The sequence below is a fragment of the Vibrio xiamenensis genome, assembly GCF_900100015.1.
Taxonomy (GTDB): domain Bacteria; phylum Pseudomonadota; class Gammaproteobacteria; order Enterobacterales; family Vibrionaceae; genus Vibrio; species Vibrio xiamenensis.
Genome location: NZ_FNDD01000002.1, coordinates 203558 through 223349, shown reverse-complemented (window position 1 = coordinate 223349; position 19792 = coordinate 203558). Strand labels below are relative to the sequence as shown.

19 protein-coding genes and 1 riboswitch are annotated in these 19792 nt (G+C 49.4%); of the genes, 12 read left to right on the top strand and 7 right to left on the bottom strand.

Annotated elements, in window-relative coordinates; translation table 11 throughout:
* Window positions 1-193: 193 nt before the first annotated feature.
* From thiE to lplA, 6 genes are all read right to left on the bottom strand, one after another.
* Window positions 194-823: a thiamine phosphate synthase gene (gene thiE / locus BLS03_RS02665; protein ID WP_093269272.1), complete on the bottom strand. Its 630-nt coding sequence runs from the start codon at window positions 821-823 to the stop codon at window positions 194-196.
* A gap of 10 nt (window positions 824-833) precedes the next feature.
* On the bottom strand, window positions 834-1625 hold the full coding sequence (thiM, locus tag BLS03_RS02660; protein ID WP_093269269.1) for a hydroxyethylthiazole kinase: 792 nt from the start codon (window positions 1623-1625) through the stop codon (window positions 834-836).
* A 36-nt stretch (window positions 1626-1661) separates the two neighbouring features.
* Window positions 1662-2519: a bifunctional hydroxymethylpyrimidine kinase/phosphomethylpyrimidine kinase gene (thiD, locus tag BLS03_RS02655; protein ID WP_093269267.1), complete on the bottom strand. Its 858-nt coding sequence runs from the start codon at window positions 2517-2519 to the stop codon at window positions 1662-1664.
* Between the two features lie 79 nt (window positions 2520-2598).
* Window positions 2599-2696: riboswitch (TPP riboswitch) on the bottom strand.
* Window positions 2697-2834: 138 nt separating this feature from the next.
* Window positions 2835-3050 (bottom strand): hypothetical protein, encoded by a 216-nt coding sequence (locus BLS03_RS02650; RefSeq protein WP_093269264.1) that lies wholly within the window; start codon window positions 3048-3050, stop codon window positions 2835-2837.
* A 409-nt stretch (window positions 3051-3459) separates the two neighbouring features.
* Entirely contained in the window at window positions 3460-4428 is a 969-nt protein-coding gene (locus tag BLS03_RS02640; RefSeq protein ID WP_093269258.1) for a DUF4382 domain-containing protein, read from the bottom strand.
* A gap of 420 nt (window positions 4429-4848) precedes the next feature.
* A complete protein-coding gene (lplA, locus tag BLS03_RS02635; protein WP_093269255.1) occupies window positions 4849-5868 on the bottom strand; it encodes a lipoate--protein ligase in 1020 nt (339 codons plus the stop codon).
* A gap of 345 nt (window positions 5869-6213) precedes the next feature.
* On the opposite strand from lplA, the gene BLS03_RS02630 reads away from it, so the two are divergent.
* The 9 genes from BLS03_RS02630 (at window position 6214) to BLS03_RS02590 (ending at window position 15004) form a co-directional block, all read left to right on the top strand.
* Window positions 6214-6840: a TetR family transcriptional regulator C-terminal domain-containing protein gene (locus BLS03_RS02630; protein ID WP_093269253.1), complete on the top strand. Its 627-nt coding sequence runs from the start codon at window positions 6214-6216 to the stop codon at window positions 6838-6840.
* 184 nt (window positions 6841-7024) lie between these two features.
* Window positions 7025-7963 carry a PDR/VanB family oxidoreductase gene (locus tag BLS03_RS02625; RefSeq protein ID WP_093269250.1) on the top strand — a complete coding sequence of 313 codons (939 nt, stop codon included), beginning with the start codon at window positions 7025-7027 and terminating at the stop codon, window positions 7961-7963.
* A gap of 17 nt (window positions 7964-7980) precedes the next feature.
* On the top strand, window positions 7981-9279 hold the full coding sequence (locus BLS03_RS02620; protein ID WP_093269248.1) for an amidohydrolase family protein: 1299 nt from the start codon (window positions 7981-7983) through the stop codon (window positions 9277-9279).
* Window positions 9280-9386: 107 nt separating this feature from the next.
* Window positions 9387-9866: a RidA family protein gene (locus tag BLS03_RS02615; RefSeq protein ID WP_093269245.1), complete on the top strand. Its 480-nt coding sequence runs from the start codon at window positions 9387-9389 to the stop codon at window positions 9864-9866.
* 109 nt (window positions 9867-9975) lie between these two features.
* Window positions 9976-10824 (top strand): creatininase family protein, encoded by an 849-nt coding sequence (locus BLS03_RS02610; RefSeq protein ID WP_093269243.1) that lies wholly within the window; start codon window positions 9976-9978, stop codon window positions 10822-10824.
* A gap of 77 nt (window positions 10825-10901) precedes the next feature.
* Window positions 10902-11888 carry an ABC transporter substrate-binding protein gene (locus tag BLS03_RS02605; protein WP_218121981.1) on the top strand — a complete coding sequence of 329 codons (987 nt, stop codon included), beginning with the start codon at window positions 10902-10904 and terminating at the stop codon, window positions 11886-11888.
* Entirely contained in the window at window positions 11885-12745 is an 861-nt protein-coding gene (locus BLS03_RS02600) for an ABC transporter ATP-binding protein (protein ID WP_093269240.1), read from the top strand. The genes BLS03_RS02605 and BLS03_RS02600 overlap by 4 nt, the downstream gene beginning before the upstream one ends.
* Window positions 12742-13635 carry an ABC transporter permease gene (locus BLS03_RS02595; protein ID WP_218121980.1) on the top strand — a complete coding sequence of 298 codons (894 nt, stop codon included), beginning with the start codon at window positions 12742-12744 and terminating at the stop codon, window positions 13633-13635. The genes BLS03_RS02600 and BLS03_RS02595 overlap by 4 nt, the downstream gene beginning before the upstream one ends.
* Before the next feature lie 25 nt (window positions 13636-13660).
* A complete protein-coding gene (locus tag BLS03_RS02590; protein ID WP_093269237.1) occupies window positions 13661-15004 on the top strand; it encodes an FAD-binding oxidoreductase in 1344 nt (447 codons plus the stop codon).
* Between the two features lie 107 nt (window positions 15005-15111).
* Here the strand turns inward: BLS03_RS02590 and BLS03_RS02585 are convergent, their stop codons facing one another.
* Window positions 15112-16110 carry an LLM class flavin-dependent oxidoreductase gene (locus BLS03_RS02585; RefSeq protein ID WP_093269236.1) on the bottom strand — a complete coding sequence of 333 codons (999 nt, stop codon included), beginning with the start codon at window positions 16108-16110 and terminating at the stop codon, window positions 15112-15114.
* A gap of 339 nt (window positions 16111-16449) precedes the next feature.
* Here BLS03_RS02585 and BLS03_RS25600 point away from each other — a divergent pair, with 339 nt between their 5' ends.
* From BLS03_RS25600 to BLS03_RS02575, 3 genes are all read left to right on the top strand, one after another.
* Complete coding sequence (locus BLS03_RS25600) at window positions 16450-16608, top strand: hypothetical protein (protein ID WP_176765502.1); 159 nt, start codon at window positions 16450-16452, stop codon at window positions 16606-16608.
* A gap of 547 nt (window positions 16609-17155) precedes the next feature.
* Window positions 17156-18508, top strand: a complete 1353-nt coding sequence (gene yegD, locus BLS03_RS02580; RefSeq protein WP_093269588.1) for a molecular chaperone — start codon at window positions 17156-17158, stop codon at window positions 18506-18508.
* 372 nt (window positions 18509-18880) lie between these two features.
* The gene (locus tag BLS03_RS02575; protein WP_143015587.1) at window positions 18881-19726 is read left to right on the top strand and encodes a hypothetical protein; all 846 of its coding nucleotides are present in this window, start codon (window positions 18881-18883) and stop codon (window positions 19724-19726) included.
* The last annotated feature ends 66 nt before the right edge of the window (window positions 19727-19792 follow it).

The window sequence follows — 19792 nt, the reverse complement described above, 5'->3', positions numbered from 1 at the left end:
AACGCCTAAAACCGTGCCGGATAACACCAAAGATACCAAAAGCATTTCTGGTTACTCTTTGTGCCAGCAAAGAGTGACTGGTGCGCTATCGCAGATGACAAAGAAAGCGCAGCAGTATTAGCGCATCATACCATCCCACTCAAACCAAATTTCCACTAAAGCGCTCGCCAACAAAGGGCACTATATTCTAAGCCTACTGAGATTGCTTAATCTGCATGAGTAATCCACGCGCTGCCTCCCGAGGATCATCCGCATGGCAGATTGCCGACACCACGGCAATACCATCCACACCCGTTTGTGCAATCGGCGTGAGCGTCTTGGCGTTAATGCCACCAATCGCCACGATAGGGTGGTGGGTATGCTCAAGGGCCCATTTTAAACCGTCAATTTGCCATTCAAACTTGGTGTCGGTTTTGGTGGCGGTGTTATAGATGGCGCTGAGGCCAATATAATCAATCGCTAGCGCATTAGCGTCGAGTAGCTGTTGGTGACTTTCCACCGATAAGCCAAGGATTTTATTTTCGCCAAGTAGCGCTCTGGCGTTTTCAACTGGCATGTCTTGCTGACCAAGATGCACGCCGTCGGCATCAACTGCGAGGGCAATATCGACGCGATCATTGATGATCAGCGTCACGTTGGTGCCTTGCAGCATTTGCTTAAGGATTTGGGCTTTACGTAAAAAGCGCCGTGTATCGCCGTGCTTTTCACGTATCTGCACCATGGTTACGCCGCCTAACACTGCTTGCTCAACAATAGCTATGAGCTCTGCTTCGGAAATTTGGTCGTCGGTGACGAGGTAAAGTTGATAGTTTGGGGAATGCATCGGTAAAGCCCTAATGTGCGTTAATAGCTAAATGCTGAGTCAGCGCCTTGGCATCGAGGTGATAAAGCGTATCCAGCAAGTTAACTTGCAAACTGCCCGGGCCTTGGCTGATTTTGCTAGCCAATTCTCCGGCGACGCCCATTACTGAGGCAGCGCTAAGGCCAGTATTATCGCCAACGGCGGCAAACGCGCCAGTCAGCGCGCTTAAGCTGCAACCAGTGCCGGTCACATAGGGCATCATCGGCGAGCCATTATGCAAGGTGATGTGGCTTTGATCAGTAAGGATATGGTCAGTGGGCCCAGACACTACTACGTTGGCCTGATAGCGCTCAATCAATTGCCGAGCAGCGTCCACGGCTTGTTCGCTTGAGTCAAGGGCGTCGACGCCTCTGGATTGGGATTTTTGGCCGGCGAGGGCAATGATTTCTGAAGCGTTGCCGCGAATCGTCAGGCGCTTCGCAAGGGCTGAAAATTCGCGCGCGGTTTCGGTTCTAAGCTTGGTAGCGCCGCAACCAACCGGATCTAAAATTACTGGCCTTTGGTAGTGATTGGCTTGTTCAATCGCGTGGCGCATTCGCGTAATCCAGGCACTATCGAGCGTGCCAATATTGACCACCAGAGCGCCGGCAAAGCTCATCATTTCAGCCATCTCTTGCTGTGAGTGAGCCATGATTGGTGATGCACCAATAGCAAGCAGGGCATTAGCACTGTTATTCATCACCACATAGTTGGTCATATTAACCACCAGAGGTTTTTGTTCACGCACTTGATGAAGAGCGTCGATAATATGTTGAATCGTCATTGAAAATTCCTTTCTGATTGAGTCGAAAGCGAGCAGTTACGCGCTGCGGTGCAACGAATAAAAGTGGTCAACTGGCCCATGCCCTTGGCCTATATTCAGCGCATCGGCGCTGCGAATGGCTTCGGTGAGGTAGTTTTTGGCTTGCTGGGCGGCGTCAACTAGGCTGCTTCCTTGCGCCAAATACGAGGCCATTGCCGAGGAAAGCGTGCAACCGGTGCCGTGGGTATTGTGAGTATTGATTCGCTCGCTAGAAAAGGCGTCAACTTGCGCTTTAGAGATTAGCCAATCAATGCTGGCATCCTGTGGTTGCAGGTGCCCGCCTTTAAGCAAAATTGCCTGAGTAGGCAAGGTTTTCAGCGTGTGAGATAGCGCCTCAATATCGCCATTAAAATGACCTGGATTTTCACCAATGAGCGTGAGCGCTTCCGGAATATTTGGTGTGATGACTGAGGCGATAGGCAGCAGATGTTCAATTAAGCTTGTGATGGCGCCGGGCTGGACAAGTAAGTCGCCGCTGGTGGCGACCATCACCGGGTCTAATACGATGTGTTTGGGTTGATACTGTTTGAGCTTTCGCGCCACCAGTTTAATGATCTCAGAACTGGCCAGCATGCCAATTTTGACTGCGACGATATTTAAATCGCTGAATACTGAATCAAGCTGGGCTTCAATTTCAGGCAGTGGAATTGGGAAGATCGATTGCACGCCAAGGGTGTTTTGCGCCGTGATGGCGGTAATCACACAGCAGGCGTAGCTACCCGTCGCCGAAATGGCTTTAATATCGGCTTGGATGCCAGCGCCGCCGCCGCTGTCGCTACCGGCGATGGTCAAAACAATGGGTACTTTGGGCGACAATGTGTTTGCTGAGGGTATCGCTTGGCAAAGATGGCTCATTTTAGCTCCTTACGCATCAGCGATAAGGTGACTAAAAAATGCCTCACGAGAAAGACAGCGATGGCAAAGCACGCCTTCTCAAGACAAGTTGATAGTTCCCTACGCCAGTGCTAACTGAATCAGGTTCAACGGGTCTCGCAGCGCGATCTCAGCTTTTCAGCTCCCCGACTATTTACCCAACGATTCTATCAGAAGCTACTCAAAATTCAGCAACAAAACCGATGCGTTATTTTAGAAAGCAGACCAAGTCTTGGTTATTAGATGAAAACAAATCACAGAGGATAATGAATCTGTTCGTAATAACGAGGCAAAAATTCAAGGATGAATTTTTAGGTTATCGGCGCAGGATGCGCCTATAACCGTGCCGACCAGCGACAAACAAGCAAAAGGCTTTTTTTTGGTTCCTTTTGAGCCAGCAAAAGGAACTGGTGCGCATTCGCAGAACACAAAGAGAGCGGTGCACGTAAAGCGCATCATACAAATCAGCACACACGGAATATCGCCCAAAACACTAGATTGCGGATAACTCATTCTGATTTCCGGAATGACGATGTTTGGTTTACCGAGAGGTATTATTTGCCAAGTTGAGAACAGTAATAAACCCAATCGCTAGGCAAAAATTCAAGGATGAATTTTTAGGTTATCGGCGCAGGACGCGCCTATAACCGTGCCGGCCAGCGGCAAACAAGCAAAAGGCTTTTTGGTTCCTTTTGAGCCAGCAAAAGGAACTGGTGCGCGTTCGCACAGCACAAAGAGATCGGTGCACGTAAAGCGCATCATACAAAACCACAAAACCACAAAACCACAAAACCACAAAACCACAAAACTAAAACATCCAGCGAAAGCAACTGGTGCGTATTCGCACGACACAAAGAGAGCGGCGAGCGTAAAGCACATTTACAGCTTTACCAATACACCCACTCTCTATTAAAAACAGATGCTAGAAATCTGCTTCTGCCTCTTCATCAGCCACCACCTCAATCCCAGAGACGGCGCCGTAAATACTAAAGGTTTCGCCTTCGGTAATACCATCTTCAGAATCGTTGTTGGCAACACAGGTATAGCCGACCGAATAGGTGCCAGGTGTTAGATAGCCAAATTGGTAAGATTTGTCGCCAGATTCTTCATCGGCAAGAACGTTGGCGGCAGTAATGGGCGTTTCGCCAGAAGTACCAGCAAACGGCCCCATATCCTCTTGTGCGACATTGCCAGAGTACAAATACACAGCATGAGTAAAACCTGTGCCACTGGTAGTTTCCGTTTCACAACTGCCGAAGAGTGAGTCCGACACATCGCCACCGAGCGCGCCGGTCTCTACGCTATTGACGATATCCACCGAAGTGCGTTGAATGGTGTAGTCATCATCGGTGCCTGCTTTGATGCCGCGCCGTAGATCAAACTCAACCACAAAGTCGTTGTTACTGGCATTGACATTAAAGGTTTCATTGAAATACAACACACCGGTGTTATCTTCTTTGCTAACCCCTTGCGGGCAACTGCCGTCACCTTTGACCGTTAAAGGCAACATGCCGTCATCGCTATGAATCACATAGGATGGATCGCTTGGGTGGTCGCCATCGTTAGCAAAAACGCACATTTTGTAGCTGCCAACGGCAATGTTTTCATTTTCGATCAGAGCTTTGGCGTCGCTGCCTTGATAATCCAGCAAATTGACACTTAACACGGGATCTAGGTTAAACACCATAGGTTCGGCGTCATCGTCATCAATTGGTAGTAGAGCTACTTTACTGAATACCACAACCACTTCTAGCATCTCATCGGATGGTGCATCCGATACTGATAAAGTCATCGGTGTGATTGTGCTGCTTGAGCTGGAGTCGTCGCCACCACAACCGGGAAGCACTGCTGTTATCAAACCCGCTAATAGGATAGTTCTTAACATCGTCATACCGTTTCCCTCTTACAAAGCAAAAATGCTATCCATGCATTTGCCCTAAAATCATTAACGACATTTTTGTCAGTAGTTAAAAATGAGTATAGAAGTTAGCGAGAGAGTTACGTTATACAGATGAGCTATATCAGCGAACGAGTAAGTGCAATTTTGATAGGTAAAGTGTGACTAAAACGTGGGCGTAAAATTCAACTGACTGATAACCAAAACAAACCAACATCAGGTATAAATTCAGGGATGAATTTTTAGGTTATCGGCGCAGGACGCGCCTATAACCCTGCCGACCAGCGACAAACAATCAAAAGGCTTTTTGGTTCCTTTTGAGCCAGCAAAAGGAACTGGTGCGCATTCGCAGAACATAAAGAGGACGGAGCACGTAAAGCGCATCATACAAATCCACTTAACCAGCAAATTCCCTTAATCTATTTCGTCCAACAACCAGGCCTTCACATCCGCATACATTGCCTGATATTGCGGCATTTGTTGTTCTAGCGCGGCAAAGCATGGCTTAATGCTCACTGGGTTATAACTTTTTCCATTCAGAGCCAAAGCAAGCTGTTCCATTGGCGTGGGATCAAGGGCATCGGTGAAGATATTGGCTTGTTTGATCACGCCTTTTTCGACATCCAAATACACATCAACACCGCCCCAACTAAAGCGCTCGTCCATGCGATGATTAAATGGCGGGGTTTGACCGAAGTTCCAATCCCAACTGCTTTGCAGTTCAAATTTCTCTTCAAAGCCGGGAAGGTTGCTAAAGTGCTGCGGCGAAATCAGCTCTGGTACGACAGCGTTCTCTTTGTAGTAGTCACTGTAGGCGGCGATCATGGCTTGGCACACTTGGTCGTGGTTGATATCAGGTTTGATGCTATCAAGGTTGATGACCCTAGATTTCACCGACGTAATGCCTTTAGCCTCAAGTTTCTTGATATCGGGATTGAGGTAGTTGGCTAAGCGGCTTAGGTCGGCACTAAGGAGCAGGGTGCCATGATGGAAGCCGCGGTCGATGGTTTCACGATACGCTGAGCCCGAGAACTTTTTCATGCCTAGTTCGTCTTGCAGCACCAAGTCATTGCGGCCGTTTTCTGTTCCATTAATGCCAATCCGGCGCAGCGCATCAAGCACAATGGCGGTTGACACACTTTTATCATACTCAGGTTTGCCTGCCATGAAGGTGAAATTGGTATTGCCTAGGTCATGGAACACCGCGCCGCCGCCAGTTTGGCGCCGCGCGAGTTTGACATTATCTTCTGCCATGCGGTCAGTTTTACATTCGCGCCACGGATTTTGCGCTCGGCCAATCACCACAGTATCGGCATTGCGCCACAAAAACAGCACCCGTTGATTGGCGGGCATAGAGCGAAAAATGGTGTCTTCAACGGCAAGGTTAAACCAAGGGTCGGTGGAGTCAGAAATCAGAATGCGAGTGGTGATCATTGGTTGCACTTTCCTACTAAACGCGAACAGTGCTGGCATCTTACTGAGTTTGAAGAAAAAACACGAGATGAACTGCGCAAAATTGTGCTTTTGAATGCTTAGCATAACCAAGTCGTGCACTATGCTGTGAAATGGTCAGCATAGTGAATGAAAATCAGAAACTTGGCGTAAGTTGGTAGATTTGATTGGCAAGCCGCAGGGGATTTGCAATCATAGGTCGCCTAGCAAACGGATGGTTGCTGCAAAAAAGTAATATAAATCTTATAACATTGTAAAAAGTGTGGGTATGGTTGGTGCAACTAACGTGCTTCTTGCCCACAAAAAGTGCAAGGAACCGGACTCGCAATGACAAAAACGTTACGCAATAAAGCGAACCGTGAACTGATCAAAGAAAATATTTTAAACGCTGCGATCATCGAATTCAGTCAGCATGGCTATTTAGGTGCCTCCACTCAGGGCATCGCTTTGCGAGCGGGAATGAAAAAATCCCAACTGCATTACTACATCGAAGATAAAGAAACCCTTTATTCTCAAGTGCTTGAAAAGCTGTTTGCGTCTTGGGAAGCGCTGTTTGAGTACGATCAGCAAGCCGGAGATACCCCGGCGCAAGTGCTAAAAAAATACATTGAGATGAAGCTCAATTTTGCCCTCTCTCACCCTGAATTATCACGCATTTTTACCATGGAAGTCATCAGCGGTGGGCCGCATTTAGACAAGTTTTGGCCCAATGCAATGTCGTCGGCATTAGTCAAAGCCGAGATCATAGACTCATGGGTAAAGTCTGGTGAAATCAGACAATTAGATGGCAGATTGCTGATCATGAATATTTGGGCGCTGACTCAGTATTACGCCGATTACGCGCTGCAAGCAGAGCACCTACTTAAAACGCCGATTGACGATCCAAGCCTAAAGCAGCAGATTCTTGACGAGCTCGTGGCGTTTATTCTCACCGGTTGCGGTCTAAGCTTATAAAATATAACGCTATAAAATATAAGCTTTTTATCTGAATATTCGCCGTCATATTATCCACTTCAACCACGCCGCTTGTCTTATGCGCTGCGGCGTTTTGGTTTTCACCCCGATACGTTGTTTTCTCAGTTTGGCACTGTTTATGCTTTAGTTTGACCGATCGGACAAACTAATTGGTTTATATGGAATGAGTGCAGAAAAACGTCTTAGTGTTCGCGTGGTCAAAAAAGAGCAGATCAGCGCGCAAATTATTCGTTACCGACTGGTTGATGATAACGGCGGCGACTTGCCAGCGTTTGACGCTGGAGCACATATTGAACTGGACATCGCGCCGGGCATGACCCGTGCTTACTCTCTGTGTAGCGATCCAAGCTGTGCTCGCCAATATTATGATATTGCGGTCAAACTTGAGCCAGAGGGACGCGGCGGCTCGCAAACTCTGCAGCGCGAGGCCAAGGAAGGTTCAGTCTATTCAATCAGCGCGCCAAAGAACTACTTCGCACTAGAACCCATAGCCAGCCACCATCTTTTGATTGGCGGAGGGATTGGCGTAACGCCACTCCTGGCGATGGCCTACGAACTGCACGCTAAGCAGCAACCGTTTACTCTGGTGGTCTGCACGAAAGCGGGTGCGCCGATGCCTTTCGCGGCTGAATTGGTGGCGAGTCAATGGCCCGTGCAGCATTTCAGCGCAGGGCGCGACAAGCTTGATTTTTCTTCGCTGCTAGCCGATTTACCGGCCGATTTGCACGCTTATTGCTGTGGGCCGGATGGCTTAATGGCGGCAGTCAAAGCCAGCTGCAACTTAAGTGATGCGCAGTGGCATCAAGAGAGTTTTACTCCAATTGAAAGTGCGGTTAGCGACCATAATTTACAAATCTATTTAAGCGCTAGCGATCAACGTATTGAAGTGGCGCAAGGCGAGAGCATGCTTGACGCGGTGCGCGGTGCTGGTTTTGAAATTGAAACCGTGTGCGAGCAGGGCATTTGCGGCAGCTGTCTCGTCGCGTGGCGCGATGGCAGCCCAAAACACAACGATCAATGTTTAGATGACAGCGAGCGGCAAGAGTATCTCGCGCTTTGCTGCGCGCAGTGTGACTCGGCAACGCTGACTCTGGAACTTTGACGTGAGAGGTCTCTAAGATGGGTTTGACGTTAACCAATCTGCGCCTGCCGATGTGGCTGCTGCCCAAGCCTTGGCCGATGGATAACAACCGCGGTGAAGGCTCCGCAAGCCCAGAGCTTGCCAACATTGAAATTGACGATGATGGTGTGATTGCTGCGGTAACTCCGGTGGCAATGGCAGGCACGCCGATAACTCCTGTTTACGATGCGCAGGGGGCGCTGGCGCTACCTCCGCTAATCGATGCCCATGTTCATCTTGATAAAACCTACACGCGCGCACGCCTTGGCGAGATTGAGCCGGGCCTGCTCAACGCCATTGCGGCCATGAAACGCGATCATCAGCGTTGGAGCGAGCAAGATTTATTTGAGCGCAGCGAGCGCGCCCTTAAGCGCAGTTATGCCAATGGCTGTATTTTGGTTCGAACCCATGTTGATTGGCACAGCGAGCAAACACCACTGGCGTGGCAAGTGTTTGAACGCCAAGCGGAGCGCTGGCGTAGTCAGTTGTGTTTAGAGCGCGTGGCTTTGGTGCCACTAACGCTACTTGCCGATAGAAATCGTGCCCGGGCCATTATTGCCAACGTTAAAGGCAGCCGTGATGCGGTAATGGGGGGCTTTATTCATTCCAGCAACTTTGATCAAAACGCGATGCAGATTTTGCTCGAAGAGAGTCAGGCTGCGGGTGTTGATCTCGACCTGCATATTGACGAAGAACTTGCGGCGTCTAGTGGGCTTAAATTCCTCGCTCACTGGTTATCGGAACATGAGTTTAGCGGACGAATTGTCTGTGGACATAGCTGCGCGCTCAGTCAGCTTGATGACGATGAGGCGCTCGCACTGCTCGATCAATTTATTGATAAACCGGTGACTTTTATTGCGCTGCCCGCGACCAATTTGTTGCTGCAAGATGCTACGCCGAATCGTACGCCACGTTTTCGCGGCTTGACTTTGGTGCATGAGATGCGCGCGCGCGGCATCGCGGTGATGTTTGCCAGCGATAACGTCGGTGATGGTTTTTGCGCCTATGGCGATTACAACCCGCTCGATGCGCTGCTGCTTGGCATTTATAGCGCCCAGCTTAATGCACCATTTGATGTTTGGTCACAAGCGGTGTGCGATCGCCGCTATCTAAGCGCCGCGCATAGCGCTGAGCCTCACCGTGATATTGGTCAATCATATAACTTGATTGGCCAGCTAGCCGACTGGCTGCTGTTTGATAGCAGTGAGCTGTATCACTGGCCGCAGCCTAATTACCAGCGACCAAGATGGAAAGCCATGCGCCGCGGCGTTTGGTTGGATATGAATTCAGGGCTTTAGCACTGCGCAGTTTATTTTGCTCACTTGGTTTTGCTTACTCAGCAGTGAACAAGGCGCAGCAGTGAATAAGGCAACGGTTAACCAACAGAATTATCACAGGAATCAGCATGGAAAGTTCAGCCACTCACACTTTATCTACCCAAACTCAAGGTGCGCCGCTGGCAAAATACGCGGCCAGTCGCCGAGTTGGGGACTACATTTTTCTCTCTGGCGTGATTGCGGTCGACCCACAAAATAAGGTCATCGTTAATGGCTTTGACGATATTCCAGCCGAGGCCGCGCAATTGATAGGTCAAACTGGCGAATTTTCTACCGACTACAAAATCGGGCCAATTTTGGCGCAAAGTTGGTATGTGCTCAACGCGATTCGTGGGCATATCGAGGCCCAAGGCGGGCAGATGAGCGATGTGTTTAAGCTGGTGCAGTATTTTCGCAATGTCGACCATTTTCCCTATTACAGCCAAGTCCGTCAGCTGTTTTTTCCCGACCAAGCGCCGGTTTCAACCGTGGTGGAAGTGAGCGCCATGATGCCAAGTAAGGCAATTTTGATTGAAGTCGAAGCCACGGCGTATCTGCCGCTTAGTTGACGGCTTAGTGCTCGCCTTATGGGCTGATGGCCTAAAGACTGGGCGCTCAAAGTATGCAAATAAATGAAAAGCCTGTTTGAAAGGGCAAGTTAAGACAAGGAAGCTCAACATGATTCATGGTTACACACCAACCCATCGTTTTCTCCCGTATCTCAGCTGGACGGATATCGACGCGATGCCGGACAAAGAAAATACCGTTATTGTTTTGCCAGTTGGCGCTATTGAGCAACATGGTGCGCATCTACCGTGTTCGGTGGATGCGACGGTTGCTGCTGGAGTTGCTGGTAAAGCGCTTGAACTGTTGCCAAGTGATATTCCTGCTTTTGGTCTGCCTGCCATTGTGTATGGCAAATCTGACGAGCACCTGCATTTTCCAGGTACGGTGACGCTCACGGGCGAGATTTTGCTGCACACCATTCAAGAGATCGGTGAGTCGGTGTATCGCGCCGGTTTTCGTAAATTGGTGATGATCAACGCCCATGGCGGACAGCCGCAGCCGCTGGAAATGGCGGCGCGCGAACTGCGTTTGCGTCATGGCGATTTTATGGTCATCGCGCGCTCAGCATGGAGTGTGCCTCACGACAGCTCAAGCTTTTCCGAACAAGAGAAAAATCTGGCGATGCACGCCGGTCACGGCGAAACCGCGATCATGATGGCGCTGCTAGGCGAACACGTACATATGGACCGCGCCAAGGCGCATTATCCAGAGCCGTTTCCAGTTCCAACCCTAAGCACGGGGCGTCCGGCGGCGGCGTGGGCAAGCTTTGATTTTGGGCCAAGTGGCGTTATCGGTGACCCAACTCAAGCCACACTTGAGCTTGGCTTAAATTTGCTTGAGCAACTTGGCAGCCAATGGGCGCAAGCCATCAGCGAAGTGCATCAAGCCAAATGGATTACGCGTGAGCAAACCAGTTGGGGACGCAGCCAGTACAGCGGTTACGTCCACAGTCAAAAATAATAAAAACACAATAAAGTTCAGTCAGTTAATAATCATGCGCTCCGAGGCGCGTGCATTTAAATCAAGAGGATTACTACATGGAAGTTTGCCGTCTTAACGTTATGAAACGCTCGGCGCTGCTCGCTGCGCTGTGTTTTACTGGGTCTGCAGTGGCTGCAACACCGTTTACCTTTATCACTAACTGGTATGCTCAAGCCGAGCATGGCGGTTTTTACCAAGCTAAAGCCGAAGGGCTGTATGAGAAAAATGGCTTGGATGTCAGCATTCGTATGGGTGGGCCGCAAGTTAATGCCACTCAGCTTTTGGTCGCTGGTCAAGCGCAATGCATTATTACTGACGATATTGGCGTGATGATGGCTAACAAGCGCGGCCTGCCAGTACAGATGGTCGCGACGACGTTTCAATATGACCCAACGGTGGTGATTACCCATGATGATGTGAAGAAACTTGCCGATTTGAAAGGTCACACGGTACTCATTTCTGCCAGTGCTCACTCAAGCTGGTGGCCTTGGGCGAAGAAAAAATTTGGCTTTAGCGATGAGATGAGCCGCCCATACACCTTCAATATTCAGCCATTTATCATGGACAACAGTGTTGCCCAACAAGGCTTTATGACTTCAGAGCCGTTCGCGCTGCAAAAAGCCAATGCTAAAGCCAATGTGTTTTCTATCGGTCAAGAAGGCTATCCGCCATACGGCAACTCGATTGCGTGTCGAAACGATGTTATTCAAGATCATCCAGAGCAAGTTGCCGCATTTCTTAAAGCCACCATGCAAGGGTGGAAAGATTACTTAGCCGATCCAAGCCAAGGAAATGCGCTGATTAAAAAGGCGAACCCTAACATGGGCGATGACCAAATTGCGTACTCGGTCGAAAAACTTAACAGCTCTGGCATTATCACTGGCGGCGCGGCTAAAACCGCGGGGATTGGTTCGATTACCGATGCGCGCATGGGCAAAACCTGGCAAATGGCGGTGGACAATGGCCTGTTCAGTGCCGATGACGTCAAACTTAACAAGGTCTACACCACACAGTTCATGAGTGATATCAAGGTGTTGCCATGAATATCGTCAATTTTCGTCGCCAAGACGACGGGCAAGATGATGTGATAGACCCACAGCCAAGCAGCAAAACCGCAGATGTGGTGCCTGCAGTGCAATTGCTGTCGACCGAAAAAGTCTACAGTAATGGCACACGTGCTTTGCTGCCTGTCGACTTAACCATTAACCAGGGCGAATTTGTTACTTTGCTCGGCCCTTCAGGCTGCGGGAAAAGTACCCTGCTGAAAATGGTTGCGGGGCTTGAAGCCCCGTCTGACGGGCGTTTATTACTGTGGCGTAAACCGGCTGAGCGCCTTGCGCAAACCGACCACACTTTATCGTTTGTGTTTCAAGAAGCCTCATTGATGGCTTGGCACTCGGTGCGTAAAAACGTCCGCCTCGCCCTTGAACTCGAAGGCGTCAAAGGCACAGAAGCCGACCAGCGCGTGGAACAGGCGCTTACACTGGTTGGGCTGGAGCGTTTTGCCGATTCACTGCCTAGCGAGCTGTCTGGCGGTATGCAGATGCGAGTGTCGATTGCTCGCGGGTTAGTGATCAAACCGGATTTGCTGCTGATGGATGAACCGTTTGGTGCACTCGATGAGATCACGCGCTTTAAGCTCGATAGTGAACTGCTGCAACTGTGGCAAGAGCGTGGCTTAACCGTGATGTTTGTGACTCACTCAATTCATGAAGCGGTGTTTTTATCCGAGCGAGTGGTGGTAATGGCTGCGCGCCCAGGGCGAGTGGTAGCGGACATTCATATTGATGAACCGTTTCCGCGTACTCAAGAGTTTCGCTTAAGCGCCAAATTTGCCGAATACGCGATGCAGCTTCATCAGTGCTTGGTCAATGCCTCAGAGCAGGAGGAGCTGTTATGAGCCAATCTCAATCTGCCAACGTGCAGTCAACCAATAGTCAGTCAACTCGTACTCGGTCAACCAACATGCCGCCCCGCAGCGAAGCCGCAAAATCCAAAGCACGCTTTCCGCTGATGCAGCATGAGCGCTTTCGTCAAGTGGCGATTCCGTCGATTTTGGCGGCGATTTTGTTGATTGCCTGGCAACTGATTGTGACCGAAGGGCAAGTGCCGGAATACATTTTTCCGTCGCCGCTAGTGACAATTAAAACCCTGTTTAGCGATTGGGGATTGCTTGGCCCAGCGCTGCTGTACACGCTCAAAATTACCGCGCTGTCGTTTGGTTTGGCGATTATCGTCGGTGCCTTGATTGCGTTTTTGTTTGTGCAAAGCCGCATGGTGGAAACGGCGTTTTTCCCTTACGCGGTGCTGCTGCAAGTTACGCCTATTGTGGCGATTGCGCCGCTTATCATCATTTGGATTCACTCGACTACGCTTGCGTTGGTGGTGTGTTCAACCTTAGTGGCGGTGTTTCCGATTATCTCCAACACCACCCTTGGTCTTCGCAGTGTCTCGCCCAATTTACTGGCGTATTTTCGCTTGCGCCGCGCCAGTCGCTTGCAAATCCTGCTGCGTTTGCGGATTCCGTCATCATTACCGTACTTTTTTGCCGCGCTAAAAATTGCCAGTGGTTTGTCCTTGGTCGGCGCCGTGGTCGCGGAATTTGTTGCCGGTACTGGTGGCAGCAACACTGGGCTTGCGTATCAAATTTTACAATCGGGCTATCAGCTTAATATTCCGCGCATGTTTGCTGCGCTGACGTTGATTTCTCTGACCGGGGTGGTGCTGTTTATTGCGATGTCAGTGCTGACCAAACTGGTGATTGGTCGCTGGCACGAAAGCGAAGTGTAATTTAAGGAAGTATTAGGAAAACATTATGGAAATCAAAGCACAATGCCAAGAGTTGCAAACTCGTCTCACTACACTTGACTGGGTCACAGCGCCGATCCAGGTCAAACGTCTGTCGAAAGATTTTCACTGGTTCAGCCCGTTACTCAATCAACAATTGGCTGACAAGAAAGCCGATATCGCGGTGAAGCCACGTAGCGAGCAAGAGCTGAAAGACTTAGTGAGCGAATGTGTCGAGCTGGGTTTGCCACTGACCGTGCGCGGCGGCGGCACGGGCAACTATGGTCAAGCGGTGCCGTTGCACGGCGGTGTGGTGGTGGATATGACCAGCTACAAACAGGTTCTGAGTGTCGAGCAGGGCGTTGTTCGTGTTGAACCCGGCATCAAAATGGGTGAGCTGGAAGAGGCGCTTGAGGCACATGGCTATGAGCTACGCTGCATGCCATCTACCTATAAAATGGCGACCATCGGTGGTTTGTTCAGTGGTGGTTTTGGTGGTATTGGTTCAATTAATTACGGTCCGCTTGCCGCCGCAGGCACCGTGCTGAGTATTAAGGTCATGACCATCGAAGCCAATCCGCAAGTGTTGGAATTTCACGGTAAAGACGCGCTGACTTACCATCACACTTATGGCACGAATGGCATTATTACCGAAATGGAGATTGCCCTTGCGCCGCTGCGCAAATGGCGTGAATACATGCTGGCGTTTGCAAGCTTAGAAAGCGCGCACAGTTTTGCGAATATGCTCGCCTACAGCACCGGCATTGATAAGCGCAATGTGGCGCTATTTGACCCGAAAAACGCCAGTTATTTCCCTAATGCCGAGCAACTCAACGCGGGCGAGTTTCTGGTAATTGCGCTGTGCGCAGAAAATGCCAGCCAACCGCTTGAAGAAATGCTTAGCGAATTTGGCGGGCGTATCGCGTGGCAGCAGAGCGCAGAGCAGGCGAAACAGAGCGGCCATACTTTGATGGAATGTTGCTGGAATCACTCGACCTTACAGGCGCTGAAATTCGATAAAGGCTTGACCTATCTGCAAGCCAGTTACGACAGTGAGCGTGTGGTTGAGCAGCTTAAGCAAATCGCCGAATTTGCCCCGGATAATGAAGTCGGCATTCACCTTGAGTTTATTAAAACCGCCGATGGCAAGCCGTTTGTTACCGGATTACCTTTAATTCAATTCACCACCGAGCAGCGTTTAGCCGAACTGACTGAGCTGCATCGCAGTGTTGGGGTAGGGATTAACGATCCGCATGTGTTTACCCTTGAAGATGGCAAACATCACGGCGTGCTGAGTGAGGCGATTCTGAGCTCAATTCGCGCCCATGATCCCAATAATTTGCTTAACAAAGGCAAGGTGCGCAGTCTTTAATTGGCTTAGCAAGCATATCAGGGAATAAAAAAAACGGGCGCTAAGGCCCGTTTTTGGTCTGCGTTTGCTTTTCGTCGGCGTTGACTTTTTTCCGTATTAAATGGCGATTACTCAGATTTAATCGCCGCCAGAATATCTAACGCATGCAGACGTTTTTGCTGATCATACAGATCGTTGGTAAAGATAAATTCATCGACACCGAGTTCACGCACTAACATTTCTAATTTGTGGCGAATGGTGGCTGGGCCGCCGCTGACCGACAAGCTCAGAAAGTTGTCGACATAGGCCTTTTCTTGCTCGCTCCACAAACCTTCCATGCTCTCAACGGGCGGTTTCATCCACAGTTCTTGACCCCGGATCAGGGCCAGTACACGCTGTTTAGATGTGGTGGCGAGAAATTCCGCTTCTGAATCGGTTTCTGCGGCCACTAAGGGTACGCCAAGCATCACATAAGGTTTATCCAGCACCTCGGAGGGCTGAAATTCACGGCGATAGAGTTCCACCGCATCGTAAACCAAGCGCGGGGCAAAGTGGCCAGCAAATACGTAAGGCAGGCCGCGTTTGGCAGCAAGCTGGGCGCTAAACAGGCTCGAACCCAGTAGCCAAATCGGCACATTGGTGTTTTCGCCCGGAAAAGCGCGCACTGGATGATTGCCTTGGCGCGGACCAAGCAAGCGCTGCAGCTCGGAGACTTCTTCCGGGAATTTATCGGCGCGGCGCTCATCGCGATTGAGCGCTCGGCTGGTAACTTGGTCACTGCCCGGTGCGCGTCCAAGCCCCAAATCGATGCGACCGGGAAATAGGCTTTCTAGGGTGCCAAATTGCTCTGCGACCACCAAAGGCGGGTGGTTGGGCAGCATAATACCGCCTGCGCCGACACGGATTTTATTGGTGGCGGCAGCGACATGGCCAATCAGCACTGAGGTCGCCGCACTGGCGATGCCGGGCATATTGTGATGTTCGGCATACCAAAAGCGATTGAAGCCGAGTTTATCGGCGTGCTGGGCGTAACTTAAGCTCAGAGCTAAGGTTTCGCCAACACTGGAGCCAAGGCGAATCGGTGCTAATTCAAGCAGGGAAAAAGGAATGTCGGTGAGTGAAGCCATGACCTCTCCTAAACGGCGATTAAATGCACGCATTCAATCGCTGGAATGAATTTGAGTCATTCAGTAAATCACTCGCGGCTAGAAAGTCAAATCATATCGTAATGCCCCTTTACGGCGTGTGGACGCCTTTGAGCGATGGTTAGATAAGTGCGTCATTGACGTGCCAGTCAGCAAATAAACAGGTAAAACCTCGCTGTTAAGGCATTCGATCGTGGGTTAGGTGTTTGTAACAATTTATTCATCTTTTTCGTAAATTAATTACAAAATATTGTTGACCTAGCTCACACTTATTGCCATAATTTTGACCAAGGACACAGTTTAACAAAGAGGGTTAAAATTATGAGTTCACAATTAGCAGCCAGTATCCAAGTTCCTGTTGAGCGTTCTGAAAACAAATCAAGACTGCCAATCGTACTGCGCGAGTTAGCACTTGTTGTTACCTTTTGGGCGTTGGCCGCAGCATTCACTGCAGTTATGGCCTTTACTTGGGTTAACTGATTCGTCACAACCGACCGCGATAATAAAGTCACCAAAAGCGCAAAAATTCGTGAGTTATTCGCCAATCGGCGTTTAAATAGTGACGGTAATTTTTGTCGTTTTATGTAATTCAATTACATGTTGTATCGATTAAACGCGGTTGTGATGATTTTTGCTTGAGTCGCCGTTTTTGGGTTTATTGCAGGCAATTTTGCCATTGCACTATTACCGCATTAAACGGCTCAAGCGCCATTTTCCTTCCTTCCTTCCTTCCTTCCTTCTTTCTGCCTTTTATTTCTCTTCCACAAGCTATCTTGTCGATGCTTCGCGCATTAATTTTTCCATTAACCCGTATTTAACCGGGCCAAATCTTTTTATATCAGCCATTTTCTCCGTATATCATTCGTAAAGCTTTAAAAATGAATGGCCATTTTTCATGGTGTTATTAGTCAAAAGGGATGAAAAGGTCGTCTTCAACCAAACATCTGTTTGTTTATATGTAAAGCGTTGGTAATTGTGTGTCGATTGCAGTAGCATGCTTGCCCTTTTTTTGGTTGTGGAGCGCGCTATGTATATTGGTTTTGATTTTGGAACGGCAAATTGCTCAGTGGCAAAAATGGCTGGCGATACGCCAAGCTTGATTCCGCTGGAAAACGCCGACTTCTATATTCCTTCGACCTTGGCGGCTCCGACTCGTGACTCGGTATCAGAACATCTGTTTCGTCATCGCCATATTCAGCCTGCCGACGCGGTAGGTGAACGTTTGTTGCGCCGTTCGATTGCGCTAAACCGAGAGGAAGACATCGACATTGAGTTTGACGATGTGCTGTTTGGTCAAGCGGCGTTAGATCTGTATTTGCGTGATCCGCAGGAAGTTTATTACGTTAAATCGCCCAAATCTTTTTTAGGTGCAATGGGGCTGCATGAGATGCAACTGAGCTTTTTTGAAGATTTAGTCTGCGCCATGATGGCCAACATCAAAACCCAAGTTGAAAAAGCCAGCCAGCAGAGTGTCGAAGATGTTGTGATTGGACGGCCAATCAACTTTCAAGGCCGCGGCGGCGAAGACTCTAACCGTCAGGCACAAAATATTTTGCACAGCGCCGCTAAGCGAGTTGGTTTTCGTCACATCGAATTTCAATTTGAACCAGTAGCTGCGGGGCTTGAGTACGAAGCAACACTCGATCAGGACAAAACCGTCTTGGTGGTTGATATCGGCGGTGGAACCACCGACTGTTCGCTCATCAAAATGGGGCCGAGCTGGCGTAACAATGCGCGACGCGAAGGCAGTTTGATTGCCCACAGTGGTCAGCGCGTTGGCGGTAACGACTTGGATATCCACTTAACGTTTAAACAATTGATGACGCCGTTTGGCTACAAAAGCCAAACTCTTAAAGGGCTTGAAATGCCCACCACTCAGTTTTGGAATCCAATTGCGATTAACGATGTCAGCGCGCAGCGCGATTTTTACGCGCGTGAAAATCTGGTTGATCTCAAACGTCTACACAAAGACGCACAGCAGCCTGAAAAGCTTGCGCGGCTGTTAGCGGTTCATCAGGACACTCTCGGCTACCATTTAGTGAAAAGTGGCGAAGAGCTGAAAATTGCACTGTCAGATGAACGTCATGCCGAGGCCAAAATGAAAGTGATGGCTGAGATGTTGAGTGTGAATGTCAGTCGCGACGAAATGATTGATGCGATTGAAGCGCCAAAGAGCAAGATGATCAATCTGGTGTTAGAGGCGGTCAAACTCGGCGGAGTGAAACCGGATGCGATCTTTATGACCGGAGGTTCGGCGCGCTCACCTATCTTGCGCAGCGCGGTTGAACAAGCTCTGCCTGGCATTCCTGTGGTGAGCGGCAACTATTTCGGCTCGGTCACCGCAGGGCTCGCGCGCTGGGCGAAAATCTGCTTTGCTTAATTCGTGCGCTGATTTTACATTCGCTTGATGACGTAACGCCTTTCTTTGCATAGAGTGGCGCGCACCAATACATGACAGTCAGTACATCACTGCTAACTGATGGAGAGTGTTAGCTTTTCATTATTTGAGCGTCTGTCGTAAACAACTCATAAATGGGAATTCGGATGCATGTGGCTATAGAGGTCGCGCCGAGAGTTGTCTGCGCTTCGAAGTTTGATAAAGTGTGACTTGGTCGTTGTTTTTTTCTTATTGCGGACTCTGTTAATGGGCAAAGTGTTTAAATTTTTTCTTCAGTGCATTTTATTTGGCTCAGGTTTACTTTGGTTGTCGTCGTGTACTAATTTTTCTGATCCTCCATATATATCGAGCACCATGACGTCCACTTTACTAAAAGACAACGACATCAATGAAGCCAGCGGAATTGCCATATCACGCTTGAACAACGATGTCATATGGGTGAATAACGATAGTGGTAACTCGGCAGATATCTACGCTGTGAATACTAAGGGAGAACGTTTGGCCACCGTGACGATTCCAGACGTCGATGAAGGCTGGTTAGACTGGGAAGATATCGCCTCTTTTACTATGGATGGAAAGGCGTATTTGCTGATTGCTGATGTTGGCGATAATTCAGAAACTGATTGGCGTTACACGCTTTATTTCGTACCTGAGCCAGATTTAAGTCAGTTGGAAAAAGGTGCGCATATTGAAGTTGAGCCTGAGTGGAGAACCCACTTTGTCTATGAAGACGGTCCTCGCGATTGCGAAGCGGTCGCCGTTGACGTGGCGAACAAGAAAATTTTGTTGTTGAGCAAACGGAATGAGCCACCAGTGCTTTATAAACTACCATTGAAAAAAATTAAAGCGACAAAAGCCAAAAGAGTAGGCACTGTCCCTACGTTTCCAATGCCAAAAGAGCGTCATTTCCGATTTGTTGATCTGGTTGGTTTCACGAACAAACCAACCGGTATGGACATCGCCGCCGATGGCTCAGGCATTGTGGTACTCACCTATGGTGATGCGTTTTATTATCCCGCCAATGGTGTTGAAGATGACTGGCTAAAGGTGCTGCACAGCGAGCCTGAGCGGATTGAATTACCACCACTGAAGCAAGCGGAAGGGATTGGTTTTGATCAAACTGGTTCAAGGGTTTTCGTTACCAGTGAACGCTTGCCAACACCGCTCCTTGATATCGATATCTCAGGGTTAAGGAAATAACTCCCTCCCATTATTGCCGTATTTTACCATCTAGGCAGTGGTTTGAGCAGCTCTGCACGGCGCAGT

What these genes read in the sequence shown, in the direction of transcription:
- BLS03_RS02615 (WP_093269245.1), top strand. Translation starts at nt 9,387, where the DNA reads ATGGAAAGTTCAGCCACTCACACTTTATCTACCCAAACTCAAGGTGCG.
- BLS03_RS02585 (WP_093269236.1), bottom strand. Translation starts at nt 16,110, where the DNA reads ATGGCTTCACTCACCGACATTCCTTTTTCCCTGCTTGAATTAGCACCG.
- thiE (WP_093269272.1), bottom strand. Translation starts at nt 823, where the DNA reads ATGCATTCCCCAAACTATCAACTTTACCTCGTCACCGACGACCAAATT.
- BLS03_RS02640 (WP_093269258.1), bottom strand. Translation starts at nt 4,428, where the DNA reads ATGACGATGTTAAGAACTATCCTATTAGCGGGTTTGATAACAGCAGTG.
- BLS03_RS02605 (WP_218121981.1), top strand. Translation starts at nt 10,902, where the DNA reads ATGGAAGTTTGCCGTCTTAACGTTATGAAACGCTCGGCGCTGCTCGCT.
- BLS03_RS02600 (WP_093269240.1), top strand. Translation starts at nt 11,885, where the DNA reads ATGAATATCGTCAATTTTCGTCGCCAAGACGACGGGCAAGATGATGTG.
- BLS03_RS02620 (WP_093269248.1), top strand. Translation starts at nt 7,981, where the DNA reads ATGGGTTTGACGTTAACCAATCTGCGCCTGCCGATGTGGCTGCTGCCC.
- BLS03_RS02575 (WP_143015587.1), top strand. Translation starts at nt 18,881, where the DNA reads ATGACGTCCACTTTACTAAAAGACAACGACATCAATGAAGCCAGCGGA.
- BLS03_RS02630 (WP_093269253.1), top strand. Translation starts at nt 6,214, where the DNA reads ATGACAAAAACGTTACGCAATAAAGCGAACCGTGAACTGATCAAAGAA.
- BLS03_RS25600 (WP_176765502.1), top strand. Translation starts at nt 16,450, where the DNA reads ATGAGTTCACAATTAGCAGCCAGTATCCAAGTTCCTGTTGAGCGTTCT.
- BLS03_RS02610 (WP_093269243.1), top strand. Translation starts at nt 9,976, where the DNA reads ATGATTCATGGTTACACACCAACCCATCGTTTTCTCCCGTATCTCAGC.
- lplA (WP_093269255.1), bottom strand. Translation starts at nt 5,868, where the DNA reads ATGATCACCACTCGCATTCTGATTTCTGACTCCACCGACCCTTGGTTT.
- BLS03_RS02595 (WP_218121980.1), top strand. Translation starts at nt 12,742, where the DNA reads ATGAGCCAATCTCAATCTGCCAACGTGCAGTCAACCAATAGTCAGTCA.
- thiM (WP_093269269.1), bottom strand. Translation starts at nt 1,625, where the DNA reads ATGACGATTCAACATATTATCGACGCTCTTCATCAAGTGCGTGAACAA.
- yegD (WP_093269588.1), top strand. Translation starts at nt 17,156, where the DNA reads ATGTATATTGGTTTTGATTTTGGAACGGCAAATTGCTCAGTGGCAAAA.
- BLS03_RS02625 (WP_093269250.1), top strand. Translation starts at nt 7,025, where the DNA reads ATGAGTGCAGAAAAACGTCTTAGTGTTCGCGTGGTCAAAAAAGAGCAG.
- BLS03_RS02590 (WP_093269237.1), top strand. Translation starts at nt 13,661, where the DNA reads ATGGAAATCAAAGCACAATGCCAAGAGTTGCAAACTCGTCTCACTACA.
- BLS03_RS02650 (WP_093269264.1), bottom strand. Translation starts at nt 3,050, where the DNA reads ATGAGTTATCCGCAATCTAGTGTTTTGGGCGATATTCCGTGTGTGCTG.
- thiD (WP_093269267.1), bottom strand. Translation starts at nt 2,519, where the DNA reads ATGAGCCATCTTTGCCAAGCGATACCCTCAGCAAACACATTGTCGCCC.